Source organism: candidate division KSB1 bacterium, from assembly GCA_034506335.1.
In the GTDB taxonomy this organism is placed as follows: Bacteria; Zhuqueibacterota; Zhuqueibacteria; order JANLFK01; family Oleimicrobiaceae; genus Oleimicrobium.
This window is the reverse complement of record JAPDPR010000011.1, coordinates 23757-43486: the sequence shown is the minus strand read 5'-3', so window position 1 is coordinate 43486 and position 19730 is coordinate 23757. Positions and strand designations below refer to the sequence as shown.

The window sequence follows — 19730 nt, the reverse complement described above, 5'->3', positions numbered from 1 at the left end:
TGCCACGTCACACCTTTTGCAGGAGATCTTCACAGAGGGTGTTGATACCTGCGACATTTAGGCGATGGAAAGCCTGATTTTCTGGGCAAGATCGTCTATTTTCTGCCTGAATGCGTCGTCCTTCGCACGGAGGGTCTCCACGAGGTTAAGGGCGTGAATCACCGTGCTGTGGTCCCTCCCACCAAAGTGAAGCCCAATTGTTTTCAGAGAGTTGTTGGTGTGCATCTTTGCTAAGTACATGGCTACCTGGCGTGCGAGAGCAATTTCTTTCTTCCTTGATTTTGCTCTCATCATATCCTCCGGTATGCCGAAGTACCGAGCAACAATCCGCTGCACTTCCTCCACGGTGGTATTAACCTTCTTAGGCGCGCATATGTCGCGCAGGACGCGCTTTGCCGTTTCTAAAGTAATCTCCGTTTTCGTGAGGGACGAGTACGCCAAAAGCTTAATGAGGGACCCTTCCAATTCACGGATATTCATTGTCACGTGCGTAGCGATGAACTCAAATATTTCCTCGGGGAGCTCGAGGCCATTTTGGTCAGCCTTCTTGTGAAGGATAGCTAGCCGCGTCTCGTAGTCAGGAATCTGGATGTCTACCGTGAGGCCCCAGTGAAAACGGGAAATAAGGCGTTGCTCCATTCCGTGGAGTTCTCGGGGAGGCCTGTCACAGGTAAGCACAATCTGCTTCCCGGCATGGTAGAGCGCATTGAAAGTGTGAAAGAACTCCTCCAGTGTGCGCTCCTTATTGGAAAAAAACTGGATATCGTCCACCAGGAGGAGGTCCACATTGCGATAGTTGGCGCTGAACTCAGTGGTCTTGTTCTGCTGTATGGAGTTGATAAACTCTAGGGTGAACTTTTCGCTGGACACGTAACACACACGTCGCACGCTACCGATGGAAATGGCGTGGTTACCAATAGCCTGAATTAGGTGAGTTTTCCCAAGGCCCGCGCCGCCGTAGATCACCAATGGGTTGAAAGCGGTGCTCCCTGGAGATTCAGAAACGGCCATTGCAGCTGCTTTGGCAAATTGGTTACTGGATCCTTCCACAAAGTTAGCGAACGTGTATTGCTCGCTGAGAAGACCATTTGTGGAAGTAGCTCTCGGCGCGGGGCGCGCCTGGGGCGCTTGAAAGGGGTCAATCTTGTCACTAACGACCACTGCGTATCTTATTCCCGCTCCGTCCCCCAGACACTCCGAGAGAGCATCCTCAATCACCGAGCGGTAATGCTGATCGATCCATTCATAAAAGAACTGACTGGGCACCTGAATAGTCAGTTGTCGTCCCTCCAGCTTCACGGCCTCGATTGGCCTAAACCACGTCGTAAAACTCTGAGGGTTTACCCTGTCCTGAATCAATGACAGACACTCGGTCCAAACCTCTGCTGCAGTCCGCTCCATGCCGACTCCCAGTAACTAAACTCGGGTGAAAGAGTTATCAACATCACCCACAAATCCTCTGGCGTTGTTCACGGGGAAGAAATTAGCGTTACATTGTGCTCCACAGACACCATTCATAAGTTATTAACACGCCCCAACAACACACAAGGTATTAGTTATAAATAGCTTATCTCGCCACTAAGTGTCGTACATGTGGATAACTCACTCGAGACTCACGCATTTCTGAAGACTGCCTCTAAGTGCTGCGGCCCTCCAGCCATACGTTATCCACAAGTTATCCATACGACACACAGCCTCGGCCACGGGCTAATGTAGTAAAGCAAGCGAAATTGTCAACAGAAATTTTTCGCTCCAGGGCGTTCTTGGCAGGGTGGTAGGTAAGAAAAGCAAACAATGGCAATGACTGGATTGGTGTTCCCCGGAGCAAGAAAAGTGCTTGACCTATAATAAAATAATTGCTATAATTACAACTTGAACTGCAATGAGAACCTTGGATCGGAGGAGCAATGAAGCGGACATACCAACCAAGTAACAGGAGGAGACTGCGCACTCATGGTTTTCGAGCGCGCATGAAAAGCAAGACTGGAAGAGAGGTACTGCGACGCCGTCGCGCGAAGGGGAGATACAGCTTGACGGTAAGCGACAGGGGATAGCGGTGGTCCTCAGGGATGTCGAGGAATCAAGTACCCGTTCTGAGGGGCGCCGCCTTCTCTGAGGTGATCGTGTCGGGTGAAAAACTGCAAGGGCCCCTACTGACGCTTTTTTGGAGGCGGGCGCCGACACGTGCGGTCGGAATTACTGTGTCGCGGAAGGTCAGAACGGCAGTACAGCGGAATAGGGCGAAGCGACGCTTGCGTGAGGTGGTGCGACGATGCGCGGAGGAGATTCCCGAGGGGGTGCAAATCGTGTGCGTCGGGCACCCAGATGTGGCTGTGGTGCCGTTTGACCATCTGGTTCAGGAGTTTTGCAACCAGCTTGGCACGGTTCGTAGCATGGGGACACAATGATTGTTCGTTTATTCCTTGTCCTTATTCGCCTCTATCGTGCGGTCCTGTCACCCGTCCTTGGAAGCAATTGCCGGTTCGAACCTAGCTGTTCGCGATACGCTGAGGAGGCGCTGCTGCGCTACGGTGCCGCCAGAGGACTCTATCTGGGGCTGCGGCGCCTGCTCCGTTGCCACCCGCTTTGCCCTGGGGGGTACGACCCGGTGCCGTGAGAATGGCAGGGCTTGAGATCGCAGGAACATAAAGTGAGCGTAAAGATGGACAAGAATACCGTGATTGGGGTGTTGCTTATTATCCTCATGCTTATCTTGGTAAACACCCCTTTCTACAAGAAGACCTTCTTCCCACAGCAGTACTGGCAGGAGCAGATCAGAAATAGTCAAAGGCAAGCGCCCGCCGAGGTGGACTCAGTCCTCACTCCTCCACCGGTAGAAGAGAGGAGCGAAGCGGCGCCGACAGTTCCGCCGGCCACCATTGCAGCCGCAGCTCAGCGCGTGGAGGGCGAGGAAGTTGTGGTAGAGACGCCGCTGTTCCGCCTCTCCTTCAACACTCGAGGGGCAGTCCTCACTGCTTGCCAGATGAAACACTTCAAGGACCCGGATAGCAATTTTGTTCAGATGCTCGCCGGCGACTCAGCAGGTAACCTGGCGCTGGGCTTTACCACGGCGCGTGACTCGGTGGACACCGGGCTACTGCTCTTTCGGAGTGACGTGAACGCCCTAAGCCTCGGAGCAGGAGATAGTGGCTCGGTGACATTCATCGGCGACCTCGGGGAAGGCCGGCAGATTGTGAAACGGTATATGTTTAGGGGGGACAGCTACTACTTTGGGCTGGACATTCGTTTGGAGAACTTCCAGAATACCATCGCACAGAGGCGCTACACGGTGGGCTGGAGGAGCGGGCTTGCACCCACTGAGGCTAAACCTCTCGACGATTTCCAAGAGGCCAAGGTGTATGCGCTCTTTGCCGGCAACTTGGAGAAGTTCGACATCGGTCGCGGCCCAGCGAAATCGGGTGCGATGGACGGTGTAGTGCATTGGGTGGGGGCGCGCACCAAGTACTTTGCCGCGGCCATCATTCCCACCAGCCAGCGGGGCGTGGGGATGTGGTACCAGGGGAGGCGGCAGCCACCACCCCGCTCGTTTGCCATCTGGGACCGACACCGCCTGCGGGAGGTGGATCGCCTGTGGAAGTCCTACGCCTTTGGGCTGGACATGAGCTTTCTCAACGAGCCGGTGCGGGAAGATCGCTTCTTGGTCTTCCTCGGGCCCTTGGATTACAGCACGGTGCGGGGTCCGGGGGTGGGCCTAGAGCGAATGATGAGCCTGGGGTGGAAGGTTATCCAGCCATTCTCCAAGGCAGTGTTGTGGTGTTTGAAGACGCTCCATAGGGTCATCCCAAACTATGGTTGGGTCATTGTCGTTTTTTCGCTCTTGGTGAAGGTGGTGCTTTACCCCCTCACACACAGCTCTCTTAAGTCGATGCACAAGATGCAAGAGCTGCAACCGCGGCTTGTCGCATTGCGGGAGAAGTACGGGAAGGACCCGCAGCGCCTCAATGAGGAGACGATGAAATTGTACAAGGAGGCGGGGGTGAACCCGATGGGAGGTTGCCTCCCCCTTCTGTTGCAGATGCCCTTGCTTTACGCGCTCTTTGTGGTGTTTCGCAATACCATCTCTTTCCGCGGCCAAGGCTTCGTGTTTTGGATAAAAGACCTGGCCAACCCAGATACCGTGGCGGTACTCCCATTCAGTCTTCCTTTGTACGGCAATCTTGTAAACATCCTCCCCTTGGTAATGGGCGTCACGATGCTCATCCAGCAGAAGATGAGCGTAAAGGACCCCAAGCAGAAGATGATGGTTTATTTCATGCCTATCTTTTTCACATTGTTGTTCAACTCCTTCCCGTCTGGGCTAAACCTTTACTACATGCTTTTCAATGTGTTGAGCATAATTCAACAGAAGGTCGTGACAGACCGCCTCCTCGTGGCAAAGAAAGAGGTCGCCGAGAAGAAGCCATTCCTCAAGCGCCCGAGGCGGAGGTAGAGCAGCGAGAGCGGCTGAAGGATTCTATGCCTGAAAGGCCCTGCTGGCGTACGTTGGTGGGGCTTTTTCTATGAGGTGGATGTGCTTGCCACGCAGAACAATGACGACACTATCGTGGCCTTATCCACGCCTTGGGGTGTAGGGGCCATCGCCATGGTGCGATTGAGTGGGAAAGAGGCGGTGCGCGTGGTGGACGGTGTGTTCGCGGGGAGGGTTCCACTGCGCGAACAGCCGAGTCACCTCCAGGCCTACGGGCGCATTGTTGCTGAAAAGGCGGGGACGGAAGTCACGATTGACGAGGTTATGGTGGCAGTACACCGTGGGCCTCACTCTTACACGGGAGAGGACGTGGTGGAAGTAACCTGCCATGGGAGCCCTCTCATTGTGCGGGAGATGGTACAGCTGTTTTGCGACCGCGGCGCGCGTTTGGCAGAGCCGGGGGAGTTCACGAAACGAGCCTTCATCCACGGGCGCATCGATCTGGCGCAGGCGGAGGCGGTGTGCGATCTTATTCAGGCGCGTACCGAGCGGGCGCGGCAATGTGCAATGGGGCAGCTCCAGGGAAAACTATCGGAAGAAATTACCAACGTTCAAGCTCTTCTCACCGAGGTGCGCTCCCTTCTGGAATTGGACATTGATTTTGCGGATGACGACGTGCCAGCCTTTGAAAGGGAGAAGGTAGCGGCGCTGTTGCGCCAGGCCAGAGATGGAGCAAGCAAATTGCTCGCAAGCTTCGCCGAAGGGCATCTGTTGCGGGAAGGCGCCCGAGTGGTGTTAGTTGGGCGCACCAACGTGGGGAAGTCAAGCCTGCTGAACGCATTGCTGAGGTGCGATCGCGCCATTGTGAGCGAACTGCCGGGCACAACACGTGACACCTTGGAGGCAGTGGTGGATATCGGCGGCATACCCGTGACGCTCGTGGACACTGCCGGGTTTGGAAAGCTCGACTCATCCATTGAGCAGGAGGCAGCCCGTCGCACAGAACGGGAAGTGGGGCGGGCCGACCTCATCATGCTGGTGCTGGACAGGAGTGAGCCGCTGAGCGGAGAGGATGAGCGGCTATTGCAACGGTATGGGTCCCCTGGGGAAGGCCAACGCCCTGCCATGTGCGTCGTCAACAAGATCGATGTGCCCAAAGCGTGGGATGTGGACCAGCTAAGGACATTCGGATACAATTTGGCTCCTGTGGAAGTCTCAGCAAAGGTGGGCGTGGGGATGGAACGCCTGCGGGAGGTGGTGGCGCAAACGCTCCTGGGCGAGGCGATTGCGGGCGCGGACAGCGTGGTGGTGACCAACTTGCGCCATCAGCAAGCCTTACAGCGAGCAGTGGTGGCGATTGATCGGTCCCTGGCCTCCTTGGAGGAGGGGCTGTCGGCGGAATTTGTGGCCGTAGACGTGCGGGAGGCAAGCGAGGCGCTGGGCACCATCGTGGGGGCGATCACCGATGAGGATGTTTTGGCGGAGATTTTTGCGCGTTTCTGCATTGGCAAGTGAGGGGGTGTTCCACGTGAAACAGGGCACGGGGTACAGCGGTGAGTGATGGCGAGCACTATGAGGTCGTCGTGGTCGGGGCGGGGCACGCCGGTTGTGAGGCTGCCCTTGCTGCGGCGAGGATGGGGGCGCGGACCCTCTTAGTGACCATGAACCTCACGACCGTGGCGCAGATGTCCTGCAACCCGGCCATCGGCGGGCTGGCCAAGGGGCAGCTGGTCCGCGAGATCGACGCGTTAGGTGGACAGATGGGGGTCACCGCGGACTTGGCTGGCATACAGTTCCGCATGTTAAACCGGTCAAAGGGGCCGGCGGTGTGGTCGCCGCGCGCGCAGGAGGACCGGCAGCAGTACTCTCTTCTCATGAAGCGGGCCCTTGAGCAGCAGGAGGGTGTACGGCTGCTTCAGGCCGAGGTGGTAGGGCTTGAGGTTGGCCAAGGTGCGGTGCAAGGTGTGCGTCTTTTCCCAGGCGGGAAGGTCAGGACACGTGCAGTCGTGTTGGCCCCGGGCACTTTTCTCAACGGTCTTATCCACATCGGCCTGTCGTCCTTCCCGGCAGGACGGTCAGGGGAGTTTGCCAGCACTGCTCTGAGTGAACAGCTGCGCGCTATGGGGTTTCGCCTGGGGCGGCTGAAGACGGGTACCCCGCCACGCGTTGATGGTCGTACGGTAGATTGGCAGAGCCTCACGGTGCAGCGCGGGGACGACGAGCCGGAGCCGTTCTCCTACCGCCACGACCGTCTTGAAGTTGAACAGATGCCATGTTTCTTAGCGTGGACCACCGAGAGGACCCACGAGCTCCTGCGGGCTGGGTTGGATCGTTCGCCGCTCTACACGGGCAGGATTGTGGGTGTGGGGCCACGCTACTGTCCGTCGATCGAGACAAAGATTGTTCGCTTTTCAGACAAGCCGCGGCACCAGATCTTCCTTGAACCCGAGGGGCGTCTGACCAGCGAGTACTACGTCAATGGGTTTTCCACCAGCTTGCCCGAAGAGGTCCAGCAAGAAGCTCTGCGCTCGGTGCCGGGGCTGGAGCGCGTGGAAGTGACCAGGTATGGCTACGCGATCGAATACGACTATGTGCCTGCCACGCAGCTGCACCCCACTCTGGAGAGTAAGGCTTGGCGCGGGCTCTTCCTTGCCGGTCAGATCAACGGTACATCGGGCTACGAGGAGGCGGCCGCGCAGGGTTTGGTGGCCGGGATCAATGCGGTGCTGCTGGCGCGGGGCGAGGAGCCTTTCGTCCCCACGCGCGCGGAGGCCTACATTGGCGTCCTCATCGATGACCTGGTCACAAAGGGGCCTGAGGAGCCGTATCGGATGTTCACTTCGCTGGTGGAACATCGCTTGGTGTTGCGCCAGGACAATGCGGACCTCCGCCTTTTGCACCACAGCGAGCGGCTGCGTTTGCTGCCGGAGGAGATTCTGCGCCGGACGCGCGCGAAGCAGCGTGCCATCGAGGAGGGGATGCGCTTCCTGGAGGCGACCAGGCCGGCAATGACCGAGTTGAACGCCTGGCTGGAGGCTCGAGGGTTGCCACCCGTGCGCGGAGCGGTGTCGCTGAAGGAGCTTTTGCGACGACCCGAGGTCCGCATTGCCGACTTGCGCGGCTTGGCGCGCCACGAGCTCGTGGAGCAGCAGGGGGACCCGTTCTGGCGCGCCGTGGCCCGCCAGGTGGAAATTGAGGTGAAATACGAGGGGTTTGTCACCCGGCAGCGAGAACAAATGGAGCGGTTCCAGCGCTTGGAAGGGCTGCGTATTCCGGCAGAGTTTGAGTATGAGAAACTGGTGGGCCTTTCGGCGGAAGCGCGAGAGAAGTTGCAGGCCGTCCGGCCGGTATCCTTGGGCCAGGCTTCACGCATTCCGGGCGTGCGGCAAGGGGACATCGCGGTGCTGATGGTCCACCTGGCCCGCTTGGCAAGGAGCCACGAAGGGTGTTCCACGTGAAACAATCCCCGGAGGGGCGGCCGGAGCGGGGGTGGGAGGAGCAGCTTGCGGCCCTGACCCGTTGCCTGGGCGAGCTTCACATCCCTCTGAGCCAAGCGCAGGCGGAGCTTCTTGCCGCCTATGCGCGGCTGGTCTTTTCATGGAATCGCCGCCTCAATCTGATCGCGCGCGGCGATGAACCTGTCTTCGTGCGCCGCCATGTGGGCGAATCACTGGCTTTTGCGGCCAATCGCGCCATACGCCCCGGCGCGTGGGTCCTGGACATGGGCAGCGGAGCGGGACTCCCGGGGATCCCGCTAAAGATCCTGCGCCCGGACCTGCACGCGGTGTTGCTCGAAGCCCATCGGCGTAAGGCGCTTTTTCTGCAGGAGGCTGTCGAGCACTTGGGGTTGGGAGACATAGAAGTGCTTTGTGCGCGGGCAGAATACTTGGCCACGCATCATCAATGGCAGGGGCGATTCCAGTTGGTGGCGGCGCGGGCCGTAGCTCCTCTACCGAAACTCTGGCTGTGGGCCGCGCCCCTTCTTGCTCAGGAGGGCGAGCTCCTTGCCCTCAAGGGCGGCGACCTCTCGCGCGAGCTGCGCCAGCTCGGAGAGGTTGACACTGCCACCGTGGTGCGCGTGGAGACGCCGCCAGCGTGTCTGGTGGACCCGAGTACGGCGAGGGTGCTTGTGACCATTCATCGAGGTGCCAGGACGTGAGACGAAGACCAGACGACAACGTGTTCGCTGAGATCCAGAACCTCATCACCGAGGCGCGCAATCCTGCCACCATGGATATCGACTCCAAGTCGGTGGAGGAGATTCTCCGCCTCATCAACGCCGAGGACAAGAAGGTGCCGCTGGCGGTGGAGAAGGAAATTCCCTACATCGCCCAGGCCGTGGAGATCGTGGTGCAGGCCTTTCGTGCAGGCGGGCGCCTGTTCTACATTGGCGCTGGCACGAGCGGCCGTTTGGGAGTGCTGGATGCCTCCGAAATACCACCCACCTTCGGTGCCCCACCGGAGATGGTGCAGGGCATCATCGCAGGGGGGTACAAGGCCTTGGTGCGCGCGCAGGAAGGGGCCGAAGATCGGCGAGAACGAGGTGGCGAAGACCTGGTGCGCCGGGGCTTCACCCCCAAGGATGTGGCATGCGGCATCGCGGCCAGTCGCAGGACGCCTTACGTCCTCGGGGCCATCGAAAAGGCGCGCGAAATCGGCGGCAAGACTCTTTACGTGACCTGCACGCCCCGCGAGGAGCTGAACTTTCCCGTCGACGTGGCCATCTGTCCGGTAGTGGGGCCCGAGGTAGTGATGGGCTCGACACGCATGAAGGCGGGGACCGCCACCAAGCTGGTGCTGAATATGATCACCACCACCGCCATGATCCGTCTCGGCAAGGTGTACGGCAACATGATGGTGGACCTCCAGATGACCTCCCGCAAATTGGAGGAGCGTTCCAAGCGCACCGTCATGATTGTCACCGGCGTGAGCTATGAGGAGGCGGAGGCGGTGCTGGAGAAGGCTGGGGGCCATGTCAAGACCGCATTAGTGATGATCCTCGCCGGTGTGGATGCCGAGGAAGCACGGCGGCGCCTGCAACGCGCCGGTGGCTTTGTGCGCCAGGCCTTGGAGAAGGACTGAGGGTGCATGCGCAAACCGTGCCGGACCTGTTAGAAAGCATTCATGGGCGCCTCCGTCTGTCTGCGCGAGTGGCCGAGGCCTGGCGGGGGCTGGACACCGCATCCACTCCGGTGACGGTGGTTGCCCCTGGTTCTCTGCGTCGCGTGTTGGTGGCCGCCTGGGTCAACGAACGGCAGCGTCGCGCCCTGTACGTCACAAGCGACCCTGTTGAGGCCGAGCTGGCGCGCGACGATTTTGCCACCCTCCTCGGACCCGAGCGCGTAGCTCGCTTCATGGAGCCCAGCGATACCCCGGTCGCATTTCGGCTGCAAAGCCTTACCCGCCTCAGCGCTCAGGTGCGAGCCGTGGAGCTCCTGCGGGGCTCCTACCCCGGGGTGGTGGTCACCTCCGTGCGAGGATTGGAATGTCGGCTCCTTCCCCCTACCTGGATAGACAGCCGCCGCATCGTCCTGCGTCAAGGACAGGAATACGACTTTGACTCTCTGATTGCCACCCTCGTAGACCTCGGCTTCTCCCGCGAGGAGATGGTGGATAGGGCAGGGGAAGTGAGCGTGCGCGGGGGTATCGTGGATATTTTCCCCTATTCCCGCCTTCGCCCCGTACGGGTGGAGTTTTTTGGCAACACCGTCGAGTCAATGCGCGAATTCGACCCTGAGACTCAACGATCGGTGGCGCCCGTTCACGAGCTGACAGTGTTCCCCCAGTTCCCCGTTTTGGACGAAAGAGATGGGAGTCCAGGTGGACTTTCCACAGTTGACCTTCGCGCTTTTGTGCAACATGGTGACCTCGTGGTCTATGAAGGAACCACATTGCCAGCTGCTGCCTCAGCCCCGGACACAGAGGAACACCCAGGGCAGAAGGCATCTGTGCCACCTCTTGCCTCAGGCCCGGTATTGTATTTTCCCGAAGGAGGCGCCGCCGAGGGGGGGATTGCGCTGCATGCGGAGCCCGCTCAGCCTATGGGAGGCAGATACGAGCGGCTGAAGGAGTTCCTTGCTCGCTTTGCCCTGCGTGCCTCTCTGTACTCTCCTCTTGACCCTGTGGCCTACTTCCTCTGTGACGGCGGTGCGCAGGCCGAGCGCGTGGCCACCCTCCTGGAGGAAGAAGGCGTGGCGGGGGTACAAGTGAGGCAAGGAGCGCTGCAAAAGGGATTTGTCCTTTGGGAAGCTGGACTCTGTCTCTTGACCCACCACGAGTTTCACAATCGTCCACGCGTACCCCATCCGCAGCCGCGGCCGCGCGAGGGGTTCACTTTCCGCCAGCTCCACGCGCTTAGGCCGGGCGACTATGTCGTGCACGTGGACTTTGGGATTGGTGTCTACCACGGCCTGCGCAAGATCAGGCTCGATGAAAGCGAACGAGAGTGCATCGAGATAGGGTACCTGGATGGAGACAAGGTCTACGTACCCCTTGAGCGAATGGACCGCGTCAGCAAGTACACGCCGCGCGAGGGAGTGGTGCCCCGCATCAATCGCCTGGGCACAGGAGAGTGGGAGCGCCTAAAGGCACGGGCCAAACGCCGGCTCAAGGACGTCTCGGCTGAGCTCATACGGCTTTATGCCGAACGGCGGCAGGCCCAAGGTTTTGCTTTCTCGCCCGACAGCCTGTGGCAGCACGAACTTGAGGCATCCTTCGTCTACGACGAGACTCCGGACCAGCTCCAGGCCACCCTTGAGGTCAAAAAAGACATGGAGGCACCGCGGCCCATGGATCGGCTCGTGTGCGGGGACGTGGGCTTTGGCAAAACTGAGGTCGCGGTGCGCGCGGCTTTTAAGGCCGCCAACGACGGCAAGCAAGTGGCCGTGTTGGTGCCCACTACCCTTCTTGCCAGCCAACATCTGGCTACTTTCCGCGAGCGCCTAGCACCCTTTCCCGTGCGGGTGGAGATGCTGTCCCGTTTCCTGTCAAGAAGCCAGCAACAGCGCATCCTTGCTGACCTCAAGGCTGGTCGGATCGACATCATCATCGGCACCCATCGTCTGCTCTCCCGTGACGTCGCCTTCAAGGATCTGGGTCTGCTCATCATTGACGAGGAGCAGCGTTTCGGCGTGATGCACAAGGAGCGCCTTAAGGCGCTTCGTACCAATGTGGATGTGCTCACACTGACAGCCACGCCCATTCCGCGAACACTCCACATGGCCTTAGTGGGCATTACGGACATGTCCCGCATTAACACGCCACCCCGCGATCGCCTCCCCATTAGGACCGAGGTGGTGCAATTCAGCAAGGAGCTGATCCGTCAGGCGATACTGCGTGAACTCGGCCGAGGCGGGCAGGTTTTCTTCGTGCACAACCGCGTGCAGTCGATCGAGGGTATGGCGGCCCTGCTGCGACGCATTGTACCGGAGGCGACTTTTGTCGTTGCTCACGGCCAGATGCCCGCCGCGGCTCTGGAGAGGGTCATGAATCACTTCATCGAGCGCCGCTACGACTGCCTGGTCTCCACCATGATCATTCAAGCGGGGCTGGACATGCCCAATGTGAACACCCTCATCGTGCATCGCGCCGATCGGTTCGGATTGGCACAGCTCTACCAGCTGCGGGGGCGAGTGGGGCGTTCCGCTCAGCAGGCCTATGCCTACTTCCTGGTGCCGAATGTGAGTCGCCTGAGCAAGGAAGCCATCAAACGCCTGCAGGCCATTGAGGAGATCACCGAGCTTGGTTCCGGCTACCAGATAGCCTTAAAAGACCTGGAGGTCCGCGGCGCTGGCAGCCTGTTCGGCGCCGAGCAGAGCGGATTCCTAGACGCGTTGGGGTACGATGTGTTCTGCCGCGTCTTAGAGGAAGCGGTGCGTGAAGTAAGGGCGGAGCACAGAACCCCTGAGCAGGCGACCACCCCGCCAAGCACAGCCGTGGCCCAAGTGCGTTTCAGCGGACAGGCCTTTCTGCCGGAGGATTATGTGGGACAAAGCTCCGAACGGGTGGCGATCTACCGCCGCCTCGTCCTCGCTGAGACCGTAGAAGCAGTCCAGGATGTTGCCGAGGAGCTCGAGGATCGATTTGGACCGTTGCCAGAACCGGCTCGGAACCTGGTGGATGTGGCGACCTGCAGAATCTTGGGAAACCTCTTGCGGATGAGGGAGGTTAAAGTAGACGCGCGTGCGCTGGACATAACCTTCGATAAGTCTCTGCTCACGGACAAGGAAGGGTTCAAGGAGTTGGCCTCCAGAGTGAGTGCTCGGGTGGGGACCCCGTTCACCTTCGTACAACGCAAGAAAGAGCTGGCGCTCCGCGTCGAACTCCCAGGAAAAGGAGGTATCTCCGCAGCGAAAGAGTTCTTGGAAAGTTTGCTCTGAGTTCCTATATTTGAAAGAGGCTATTCAGCGGCAGCGGTCAAGAAGGGAGCGAGAGATGGCCAGAAAGTTAGCGTTGTTACTTACTGTTTCTGCGTTGGTTATTAGTGCATGTCAGCGCACTCAAGACCCAATTGTGGCACGCGTGGGAAATCGGGTCATTAGGCTTTCCGAGTTCGAACAGGACTTCTCCAAGAACCGAACTCCTAACTTCATAAAAACCACGACGTTCAAGGAGCGTAAAGACCACCTCATGAGTATGGTGGAGCGCACGCTAAAGATCGCCGACGCCTACTCCCGGCATTATGACCGCCTTCCGGAGGTAGTGCAACCGGTGGAGCGAGAGATGGAGCAGCGGCTGTTCTCCTCCTACGTCGAAAAGAAAGTGGTGGACCGGTTGGTGACTGAAGCGGAGATGCAGGACTATTGGCGGAAGAGCAGTGTGCAGCTCAGAGTTCGTCATCTTCTCCTGGTGGTGCCGCGCGATGCGGACGAGCACACGGAGGCGGAAGTGCGCAAGCGCGCCTGGGAACTGCGGGACCGGATCCTGAAGGGCGAGAGCTTCTTCGACGTCGCAAAGAACTATTCCCAAGACCACATGAGCAGCACCAAGGGTGGCGACTTGGGTTTCATCCGCTGGGGCGAGGGGGGCTATGACGACGCCTTCTTCCAGGCGGCTTTTTCGTTGAAGGAGGGAGAGCTCTCCACGCCGATCCGTACTCAGCGCGGGTACCACATCCTCCGTGTTGAGGGCAAGCAAGTCTCCGGGCTTGGCGAATATGAACAGGCTAAGGACCGCATCAAGGACCAGTTACTGAAGACGAAACAGGCGCAGCTGGAGAAGGAGTATTACCGTTTCGCGGAGGAGCTGGAGCGGCGGTACAAGGTGCAATACGACTCCACGGCCATGGCCGCACTTGTGGCTAAGCTTGCGCAAGGGAGGTCGGACACGACCACGGCCTCGCCGGTGGACCAGGACGTGGAGCGCGACCAATTCCACGTCTTGACGCAGGCTGACCACACCATCGCCCTGGCCCGGTATGTGGGAGGAAGTGTGACGGTGGGGGACATAGTGAATATGCTCCGGCGCTACCCGGTGCGGCGGCAGCCGCGCCTGACCGCAGTGGAGGTGGTGAAAGACTGGACCTCGCGCCTCCTCTGGCGCCAATTGGCGATCAGGGAGGCTCGTCGGGAGAAGTTCCACTCGACGCCGGAGATGAAGCGCACCAGACAGCAGCTGCTGGAACGGTCCATGCTGCAGCGCATCACAGACGACATGGTACGGAAGCGGATGAACCTGACGGAGGATTCCTACAGAGCCTACTTCGAGGCGCATCGTGATGCCTACAAGAACCCGGCGCGTGCTAAGGTGCAGGAGATCTTCCTTTCCGATCGCAAACAGGCGGAGCAGCTCTTGCGGCGCATTCGTGCGGGCGAAAGCTTTTCACGGCTTGCTCGGCAGTACACAGAACGCACCTCCGTACGCAACCAGGACGGAGTGTTAGGCTACATTTCGGCGCGCCAGTACGGCAATGTGGGGAAGACGGCGTTAGAGATGGCCGTAGGGCAAGTCTCCGACATCATCCCCATGGGTCCCAAGTTCTCCATCATCAAGGTGCTGGACCGCGAGGAAGAATCCTTCAAGACCTATGAACAGGCCCTTTACGACGTGCAGCGTGACTTGCGGCGGCAAGAGGAGGAGCGATTGAAAAACGAATGGCTCGAGGGACTGCGCAAGCGCTTTCGGGTGACAATCTACGACGAGGCGATGAAGAAGGCTTTTGCCAACCTTTTTGAGGAGTAGGTCGTGAGGAGGGTTCGCGAGCGCCTGGCGCTGCTTGTTGGTGCCCTGGTCCTGATTGGGGCAGTTCTGGGCTTCATAAGCCTGGGGTGTGGGGGAGGAGAGCCAGGCGATCAGCGCGTGGTGGCGCGGGTAGGTGGCTCGGTGCTCCGGCTTGCGGATTTGAAGGCTGCTTTTCCGGACAACCCGCGCCTGGGCATTTCGGAGGCACAGGTGCGCTCGTATGTGCAGCGCTGGATCAACACCGAGCTCTTGGCGCAGGAGGCGCAGCGGCGCGGCTTAGCGCACGATCCTAAGGTGAGACGCCAACTAGCAAACTCCCGTCGGGAGGTGCTGGCCGCGGCAATTCTGGAGCAGGAGGCTATGGACAGCGTGAGCATCGCCGAGGAGGAGCTCCAAGCCTATTTCGAAAAGAACCGCGACGCCTTCTGCCGCACCGAGGAGGAGTATCTGCTCCAAGAAATTTTGGTGCCCACGTGGCAGGAGGCCACCGAGCTGCGCATGCGCATCCTAAACGGAGAAAGCTTCGAACGGCTCGCCCAAGAGAGGTCGCAAGCAGCCACTGCGGTACAAGGGGGCTCGACCGGATACGTGCGGCGGACCCAGATGCCGCCGGAAGTAGCGCAGCAGCTCCCCCGCGCCCCGCTCGGGCGTGTTCTCTCCCCGATAAAGACGGAGGCAGGTTACTACGTGCTCAAGGTGGTTGACACCAAACCTGCTGGCAGTGCGCGCGACTTTGCTGATGTGCGCGACCTGGTGCGTGAGCGCGTCGCGGTGGAGAAGACCCGCGGCATGCAGCGCCAGTTGCTGAGTCGCCTTCGCGCGCGACAGCCGGTGTATGTGGACTATGACCTTTTGGCCCAACTCGTGCCTGATTCCACCCGCGGCGCTTCTTTGCCCGAGCCGGCGCGGCGACAATTAGAAAGGAAGTAACAGATGTTGAGGATCTATCGGGCCGTTTTCATCGCTTTGATGGCGACACACGTGCTCCTGTGCCAAGAGGTGCTGGACCGAGTGGTTGCCGTGGTGGACGACAAGCCCATTCTGGAGTCCGAGGTCACGCAGGGGGCGTTCTTCCTCGCCATGCAGCTTCGCATCGACCCGAGCCGCGAGCCAGAGCGCTTCAAGGAGTTGCAACGGCGCACCCTGGAGAGTTTGGTGACCCAGCACATCTTGCTGAAAAAGGCTGAACTGGATACCGTGGTGGCGGATGCCAAGCGTGTAGAATCCTACCTGGAGCAGCAGATGCAAACCGTGCTGCAACAGCTGGGCTCTGAGGAGAAGGTGGAAGAGTATTTCGGCATGCCCATGAGGAAGGTCCGCCGCCAGTACGAAGAGGAAATCCGCAAGAACCTCACGCTCCAGCAGCTGCGCGAAAGCAAATTTGCTAATGTGCGTGTGAGCCGTCGCGAGGTAGAACAGTTCTACGCGACCCACAAAGACAGCCTGCCGGGCATCAAAGAGGCCGTGGATATCAGCCACATCTTGGTGGAGGTGCAGCCTGGGGAACAGGCCCGCAAGGCTGCGACCGAACGGATGGAGGAGATAAAGCGACGGTTGTCGGCGGGTGAGGACTTTGCCGAAGTGGCGCGGCAGAGCTCCGACGATCCGGGCTCGGCATCGCGCGGGGGGGACCTGGGCTTTATGCAGCGCGGCGACTTTGTGCGTGAGTTCGAGGAAGTGGCCTTCTCCTTGGAGCCCGGCCAGCGCTCGGACGTGGTGCAGACGGAGTTTGGCCTTCATCTCATTGAGCTCCTCGAACGGCGCGGCGAAAAGGTGAGGGTCCGGCATATCTTGGTAGCCCTCCGGGCCACCAAGGAGGATGAAATTGCCGCCGCCGAGCGCATCAAAGCCCTGTATGGGAAACTCCAGGAGGGGGTAGATTTTGCATCGCTTGCCAAGGAGTCTTCCGATGATGAGAGTACCGCCCCCCAGGGCGGACATCTGGGGTGGTTCGAGATAGATCAGTTGCGGGAGACCGCACCCGAGTTTGTGACTGCCCTACGCGGGGTGGAGCCAGGGGGCATCACCGACCCATTTCGCACCAAGTACGGATTCCACATCTTGAAACTGCTGGAACGCCGCCAGCCTCGTCAGCTGACCTTGGCAGATGATTGGGACACCATCGAACAAATGGCCCTCAATGACAAGAAGCAGAGGGAGTTCGAGAAGTGGGTGGAGGAGTTGCGCGCCGAGATGTTCGTGGAAGTGAAGGGACTTTGAGCCCCTGGGCACCCGCTGGAGGCCGACCGGTCCAGCACGGGTCGGCCTTTTTTCATGTAAGGAAAAGGCTTGACTATTAGGTCAACTTTTTGTTTCTTTATAGCGAGACAAAGAACAGGCGAGGGAGGCATGTGGAGGCAGCAAACGAGAGCGATCGTCTCAGCGGCAATCCTGCTAGCCGTGGGAAGTCTGTGGGCCCAGCAGCTGGCACCGTTCTTTTGGGCGGAGAGCTCTTGCTACGACTCCCAGGTGCCCAAACCCGAAGCCATTCTAGGCTACCAGATAGGCGGGCAGTTCACTCCTCACCATCTAGTTGTGCGCTACATGGAGACGTTGGCTGGCACTTCCGATCGCGTGCGTCTGGTGCGCTACGGAACAAGCTACGAAGGGCGACCACTCCTGGTGGCGGTCATCTCCTCACCTGAGCACCTTGCGGAGTGGGACAGCCTTCAGGTGCGGCAGCAGCGCCTGGCCGACCCCCGGAGGCTCCCTTCTTCTGCAGCCCTTTCCCGCATGCTGAATTCTTGGCCAGGGGTGATCTGGTTGAGCTTCAACGTGCATGGCAACGAGGCCAGTGGTACCGAGGCGGCGCTGCAAGTGGCCTACCAGCTTGCTGCCGGCACAGATGAACGGACCACAGGCATTCTGCAGGACCTGGTGGTCATCCTGGACCCAGTCCTCAATCCCGACGGCCGGGAAAGGTACGTCTCATTCTATCACCGCACGGCCGGTTGCCAGCCCAATCCAGACCCGGAAGCGGCCGAACACCACGAGCCTTGGCCGGGCGGAAGGTCAAACCACTACTATTTTGACCTGAACCGCGACTGGGCATGGCTGACACAGCGCGAAACTCGGCAACGGGTGGCTCTGTTTCGGCAGTGGATGCCGCAGGTGCATATGGACTTTCACGAGATGGGCTACAATAGCAGCTACTTCTTTTTCCCGGCGCGCAGTCCCATCAACACTAACATTCCTCGCAGTCTGCTCAAGTGGGCCCAGGTGTTTGGCGAGCACAATGCAAGGGCGTTTGACCAGCATGGTTGGGGTTACTTCACTGCAGAGGGATTTGATCTGTTCTACCCCGGGTTTGGCGACTCGTGGCCTTCCTTGAACGGGGCCTTGGGCATGACCTTTGAGCAGGGAGGTGGAGGTGGCGCAGGGCTCGCTGTCACGCGGGACGACGGGACCGTGCTGACGCTCACCGAGCGCGCTTGGCACCACTTTGTGGCCGCGATGACCTCTCTAGAGACGGCACGGGCCCATCGCAAGGAAATCCTATTGGATTACGTGGAAGCATGGCGGCAAAGCCTGGAACAAGGACGTGCCCGAGACGTGCGCTATTACCTCTTCCCCCCGGACGCAGATGCCAACAGGCAGGCGGACTTTGTGGACCTGCTGCTCCGCCAAGGTATCGAGGTTTGGCGCACCACCGAACCAGTTGAGGTGGCAAGGGCGGAATCTTACGAGGGGGGCACGCAGAAGTTGCAGCTGCCCGCTCAGTCGTTTGTGGTCCCGGTGGCCCAGCCGGCTCAGCGGCTGTTAACGGCGCTGTTCGAGGTGGACCCGGTGCTTGCCGATACGTTCTTCTACGACATCACAGCGTGGTGTCTGCCGGTGGTGTACAATCTGAAGACGTTCTGGACCAAGTCACCACTTGCCTGTGGCATGGAAAGGCTTCGGGAGCGTCCGGAGGTGGTGGGCCAGATTCAGGGTGGGCAAGCGCGGTATGCTTATCTATTGCCCTGGGAGGACGAGCGTGCAGCGCGCGCCCTTTATGAGCTTTTGCGCCACAAGTGGCGAGTGCGCGTGAGCGCCAAGCCGTTTGTGCTTGGAGGCCGGCGCTTCGAGCGTGGCACCCTGGTGATTCCTGTGGCCAATCGGCTTGTCACCCACCCCGATTCGACGCTCCACGAAGTGGTCGCAGCCCTCGCGCGAGATCACGGCCTCACTTTCTACGCAGCGAACACCGGATTGAGTGAGGAGGGAGTTGATCTGGGATCGGACGACCTCGTCGCCCTTGCACTGCCGCGAGTGGCGATGGTGACCGGAAGCCCGGTGAGTGCGAGCTCCTATGGTGCGCTCTGGTTTCTCCTTGATCAACATCTGGGGATCCGGTTCACGCCACTGCCCTGCGAGCGGCTGGGGAGCGCCGATCTGCAAAAGTACGATGTGCTCATCTTTCCCGACGACTTTGGCGGAGGCCGTGGATACCGCAGCCGTCTCGACAGTGCAGCAGTGGAGCGACTCCGTCGTTGGGTGCGCGATGGGGGGACCTTCATCGGCATTGGTGGTGGGGCCACATTCGCCACCCAGGAATACGCTCGCCTCTGTTCTGTGAGGGTGAAGAAGGACAAGAAACCACGCGAAAAGGAGGGCGAACAACAGGAAGACCCCGAAGAGGTGCGCCGCATGCGGTTGACTCTCGAACAGAAGGAAAAGGAGCGACCCCTAAGCATGGTGCCGGGGGCTATTCTCCGGACCCTCATCGACACCTCCCACCCCCTGGGCTATGGGACGAAGCGGCAGATGTTCACTCTCAAGACGGGGACCGATGCCTACGAGCTCAGTGGCCAGGGAAACAACGTAGGCATCTACGCGGACAATTTGCGTTTCGCCGGCTTCATTTCGGAGAAGAACCAGAAGAAGATAGCTGGAACAGGTTATCTAATTGAGGAAAGCTTGGGTAAGGGGAGAGTGATTCTGTTTGCCGACGACCCTACGTTCCGTCTTTTGTGGCGCGGGTTGACTCGGCTGGTCGTGAATGCTCTCTTTTTCGCCAAAGTGGCATGAGGCAAAGGAAGCGAATGTGTTCCCCAGCGCAGCGTGGGCGTAACTACCTGGGGGTGGCACGGCGAGGCCTGATAGGGATCTGTCCCCTACTAGTCTGCCTGGGAGTGGGCTG

The 19730-nt window shown here is 59.6% G+C and carries 14 protein-coding genes; 13 read left to right on the top strand and 1 reads right to left on the bottom strand.

The features are described from left to right. Positions 1-57: 57 nt before the first annotated feature. A complete protein-coding gene (gene dnaA / locus ONB25_05550; protein ID MDZ7392359.1) occupies positions 58-1401 on the bottom strand; it encodes a chromosomal replication initiator protein DnaA in 1344 nt (447 codons plus the stop codon). 506 nt (positions 1402-1907) lie between these two features. Between dnaA and rpmH the strand changes: the two genes are divergently transcribed. The 13 genes from rpmH to ONB25_05485 all read left to right on the top strand — a co-directional run bounded on the left by rpmH (position 1908) and on the right by ONB25_05485 (position 19618). Then, on the top strand, positions 1908-2054 hold the full coding sequence (rpmH, locus tag ONB25_05545) for a 50S ribosomal protein L34 (GenBank protein ID MDZ7392358.1): 147 nt from the start codon (positions 1908-1910) through the stop codon (positions 2052-2054). Between the two features lie 15 nt (positions 2055-2069). Beyond that, entirely contained in the window at positions 2070-2408 is a 339-nt protein-coding gene (gene rnpA / locus ONB25_05540) for a ribonuclease P protein component (GenBank protein ID MDZ7392357.1), read from the top strand. Next, positions 2405-2617 (top strand): membrane protein insertion efficiency factor YidD, encoded by a 213-nt coding sequence (yidD, locus tag ONB25_05535; GenBank protein ID MDZ7392356.1) that lies wholly within the window; start codon positions 2405-2407, stop codon positions 2615-2617. The genes rnpA and yidD overlap by 4 nt, the downstream gene beginning before the upstream one ends. Before the next feature lie 33 nt (positions 2618-2650). After that, complete coding sequence (yidC, locus tag ONB25_05530; GenBank protein MDZ7392355.1) at positions 2651-4450, top strand: membrane protein insertase YidC; 1800 nt, start codon at positions 2651-2653, stop codon at positions 4448-4450. Positions 4451-4531: 81 nt separating this feature from the next. Then, on the top strand, positions 4532-5944 hold the full coding sequence (gene mnmE, locus ONB25_05525; GenBank protein MDZ7392354.1) for a tRNA uridine-5-carboxymethylaminomethyl(34) synthesis GTPase MnmE: 1413 nt from the start codon (positions 4532-4534) through the stop codon (positions 5942-5944). Between the two features lie 38 nt (positions 5945-5982). Then, a complete protein-coding gene (mnmG, locus tag ONB25_05520) occupies positions 5983-7887 on the top strand; it encodes a tRNA uridine-5-carboxymethylaminomethyl(34) synthesis enzyme MnmG (protein ID MDZ7392353.1) in 1905 nt (634 codons plus the stop codon). Then, the gene (rsmG, locus tag ONB25_05515) at positions 7875-8588 is read left to right on the top strand and encodes a 16S rRNA (guanine(527)-N(7))-methyltransferase RsmG (GenBank protein ID MDZ7392352.1); all 714 of its coding nucleotides are present in this window, start codon (positions 7875-7877) and stop codon (positions 8586-8588) included. Before mnmG ends, rsmG begins: the two co-directional genes overlap by 13 nt. Then, the gene (gene murQ / locus ONB25_05510) at positions 8585-9511 is read left to right on the top strand and encodes an N-acetylmuramic acid 6-phosphate etherase (GenBank protein MDZ7392351.1); all 927 of its coding nucleotides are present in this window, start codon (positions 8585-8587) and stop codon (positions 9509-9511) included. Before rsmG ends, murQ begins: the two co-directional genes overlap by 4 nt. Positions 9512-9513: 2 nt before the next feature. Next, positions 9514-12807 carry a transcription-repair coupling factor gene (gene mfd, locus ONB25_05505; protein ID MDZ7392350.1) on the top strand — a complete coding sequence of 1098 codons (3294 nt, stop codon included), beginning with the start codon at positions 9514-9516 and terminating at the stop codon, positions 12805-12807. Between the two features lie 55 nt (positions 12808-12862). Beyond that, positions 12863-14608, top strand: coding sequence for a peptidylprolyl isomerase (locus ONB25_05500; GenBank protein ID MDZ7392349.1), 1746 nt, complete (start codon positions 12863-12865; stop codon positions 14606-14608). A 3-nt stretch (positions 14609-14611) separates the two neighbouring features. Next, on the top strand, positions 14612-15538 hold the full coding sequence (locus ONB25_05495; GenBank protein ID MDZ7392348.1) for a peptidyl-prolyl cis-trans isomerase: 927 nt from the start codon (positions 14612-14614) through the stop codon (positions 15536-15538). A gap of 3 nt (positions 15539-15541) precedes the next feature. After that, positions 15542-16828 (top strand): peptidylprolyl isomerase, encoded by a 1287-nt coding sequence (locus ONB25_05490; GenBank protein ID MDZ7392347.1) that lies wholly within the window; start codon positions 15542-15544, stop codon positions 16826-16828. A gap of 129 nt (positions 16829-16957) precedes the next feature. Continuing rightward, positions 16958-19618 (top strand): M14 family metallopeptidase, encoded by a 2661-nt coding sequence (locus ONB25_05485; GenBank protein MDZ7392346.1) that lies wholly within the window; start codon positions 16958-16960, stop codon positions 19616-19618. Positions 19619-19730 lie beyond the last annotated feature (112 nt).

Bases quoted from the DNA above. Each gene is read 5' to 3' on its own strand.
- dnaA (MDZ7392359.1), bottom strand. From the start codon at position 1,401: ATGGAGCGGACTGCAGCAGAGGTTTGGACCGAGTGTCTGTCATTGATT.
- rpmH (MDZ7392358.1), top strand. From the start codon at position 1,908: ATGAAGCGGACATACCAACCAAGTAACAGGAGGAGACTGCGCACTCAT.
- rnpA (MDZ7392357.1), top strand. From the start codon at position 2,070: ATGTCGAGGAATCAAGTACCCGTTCTGAGGGGCGCCGCCTTCTCTGAG.
- yidD (MDZ7392356.1), top strand. From the start codon at position 2,405: ATGATTGTTCGTTTATTCCTTGTCCTTATTCGCCTCTATCGTGCGGTC.
- ONB25_05500 (MDZ7392349.1), top strand. From the start codon at position 12,863: ATGGCCAGAAAGTTAGCGTTGTTACTTACTGTTTCTGCGTTGGTTATT.
- ONB25_05490 (MDZ7392347.1), top strand. From the start codon at position 15,542: ATGTTGAGGATCTATCGGGCCGTTTTCATCGCTTTGATGGCGACACAC.
- ONB25_05485 (MDZ7392346.1), top strand. From the start codon at position 16,958: ATGTGGAGGCAGCAAACGAGAGCGATCGTCTCAGCGGCAATCCTGCTA.